Genomic DNA, 2,350 nt, shown 5'->3' on the forward strand with positions numbered 1-2,350 from the left:
ATCCGACCACGGATGGCTGGCCGCTGCTCACGCCCGAAGGGCAGTATCTGCTCGGCACCGGCGGCGCGCCGCTGCTGCTGTCGGCGCAATGGCTGTGCCTCTTCGGCGACAGCCTGCCCTCCGAGACGCTGCGCGGGGCGAGCTTTACCCTCTCCTTCGACATCTGGGTGATGCCATGAGAACGCTGTCGCTGAACGCGCGCCGCGCCCGCGAGGGGCTGGCGCCGGAGGAGGTGGAGGTGCTGCTGATCGAGGTCACGCATCCCGATCTCGAGGCGCCAATCCGGCTTTCCACCGATCCCACCGAGCGGATCAGCACTGACCCGCTGGTCTATGGCACGCGCTCGGGCTGGCGCGGGGCCAACCCGGTCACCGAGCCGTTCCTGTTCGCGCTGATCTCGGCGGAGGTGCCGGGCGACATGGAGGAGGCGCCCGCCTCGGCGACGCTGGTGCTGGAGAATGTCGATCACGCCATCGCGGAGCTGCTGCGCAGCGTGACCAGCCGGGCCTCGGTGCATCTGGCGGTGGTGCTGGCGGCGAGCCCGGAGGTGGTGGAGGCGGAGTTTCTGGACATGCAGCTGATCGCGGCGGAGGGCGATGCCGAACGCATCCCGCTCACCATCTCGCGCCAGCCGATCGAGGAGGAGGGCTTTCCCATGCACCGCATGACCCGCGACCGCTTCCCGGGGATGTTCCGATGACCGGGCAGGGCGATCATCTGCGCGGAACGCCGACCCCCGGCGCACACTGGAGCGCTGCCTGGCTGGGGCTGCCCTGGGCGGCAGGTGGCCGGGTGCGCGAGGGCTGCGACTGCTGGGGGCTGGTGCGGCTGGTCTATGCCGCCGAGCTGGGGATCGTTTTGCCCGCTTATGACGGCGTGTCCCCTTGCGCGGCGGAACTGGCCGAGATCGATGCGCTGATCGCGGCGGGCGCGGGGGAGTGGCGACAGGTGGAGCAGCCTCTGCCCTTCGACGTGCTGCTGTTCCGGCGCGGGCGCTGGCGCAGCCATGTCGGGCTGCATGTGGCGCGCGGGCGCATGCTGCATATGGACGAGGGCGGCTCGCAGCTCGCCGATCCCGACGGTCCGCTCTGGCGCAGCCGCTTTGTCGGGGCCTTCCGGCATGGGGCGCGGATGGAGGGGCGGACATGAGCATTCCGGTTCTCACCGCCCCGTTGCTGGATCCGGGTGCTGCCCGCGAGCGGCTGGAGCTGCCCGAGGGGCTGTCTCTGGCCGAGATCGTCACCCAGGCGCTGCCCGGGCTTCTGGCCGAAGACCGCAGCCAGCTGCGGGTGATGCTGGTCAGCCAGACCGGCGCCGCCGTCATCGAGCCCCGTTGCTGGCATGTCACCCGGCCCAAGGCGGGGTTGCAGGTGGTGATCCGGCTGGTGCCCGGCAAGGGCGGGGCGCGGCAGATCCTGCTCGCCGTGGTCTCGGTGGCGGCGCTGATGATCGCCCCGCATCTGGCGCCGCTGATCAACGTCACCAGCAAACTCGGCGTGGCCATGGTCGGCATGGGCCTCAACCTGCTGGGCGCGGCGCTGGTCAATGCCATCGTGCCGCCGGTGACGCCGGAGCAGCGCGACAGCCGCCGCAACCGCTATCTGGTCTCGGGCTGGTCCAACGAGCTGCGCCCCGGCGAGGCGCTGCCCTTCGTGCTGGGCCGCCTGCGCGTCGCCCCTGTGCATCTGGCCACTCCTTATATGTCGATCGTCGGCGAGGATCAGTATGTCACGGCTCTGCTGGGCTGGGGCTACGGGCCGCTGAAGATCGAGGACATCCGCATCGGCGACACGCCGCTGTCGGAGTTCGACGAGNGTCGGCGAGGATCAGTATGTCACGGCTCTGCTGGGCTGGGGCTACGGGCCGCTGAAGATCGAGGACATCCGCATCGGCGACACGCCGCTGTCGGAGTTCGACGAGGTGGAGACCGAGCTGCGCGAGGGCTGGCCGAGCGATGCGCCGGTCTCGCTCTATCCCGAGCAGGTGGTGGAGGATGGCGACGGGGTGGAACTGGTCCGGCCGATGCCGCGCAATGACGCGGGCGAGATCATCGAGGATGCCGAGCCGATCGAGACGCCGGTGGTGCGGGTCACCGCCAGCAATGCCATCCGGGCCTCGGTGATCCTGCACTTTCCCATGGGGCTCTACCGGCTCAACCGCGAGGGCGAGGTGCGCGAGTTCGGCATCTATATCCGCATCCGCCAGCGCCAGTCCCCGGAGGACGCGTGGCAGGAGGTGACCACGCTCAACATCCGCGCCCGGCGCGACGAGGCCTTCCAGCGCCAGTTCACCTGGGATCTGCCGACCCGGGGCCGCTGGCAGGTGGAGATCACCCGGATGACCGGGGAAA

At 70.1% G+C, this 2,350-nt stretch carries 3 protein-coding genes; all 3 read left to right on the forward strand.

Annotated features, from left to right (window positions below; genetic code table 11):
- Positions 1–175: 175 nt before the first annotated feature.
- The gene (locus VK682_RS27105) at positions 176–700 is read left to right on the forward strand and encodes a hypothetical protein (protein ID WP_324782979.1); all 525 of its coding nucleotides are present in this window, start codon (positions 176–178) and stop codon (positions 698–700) included.
- On the forward strand, positions 697–1,149 hold the full coding sequence (locus VK682_RS27110; protein WP_324782980.1) for a C40 family peptidase: 453 nt from the start codon (positions 697–699) through the stop codon (positions 1,147–1,149). Before VK682_RS27105 ends, VK682_RS27110 begins: the two co-directional genes overlap by 4 nt.
- Positions 1,150–2,004: 855 nt before the next feature.
- Positions 2,005–2,350, forward strand: a 346-nt coding sequence (gene gpJ, locus VK682_RS27115; RefSeq protein ID WP_425262626.1) for a TipJ family phage tail tip protein, incomplete at its 3' end; no start/stop codon positions are given.

Source organism: Salipiger marinus, from assembly GCF_035481585.1.
GTDB classification, from domain to species: domain Bacteria; phylum Pseudomonadota; class Alphaproteobacteria; order Rhodobacterales; family Rhodobacteraceae; genus Salipiger; species Salipiger marinus.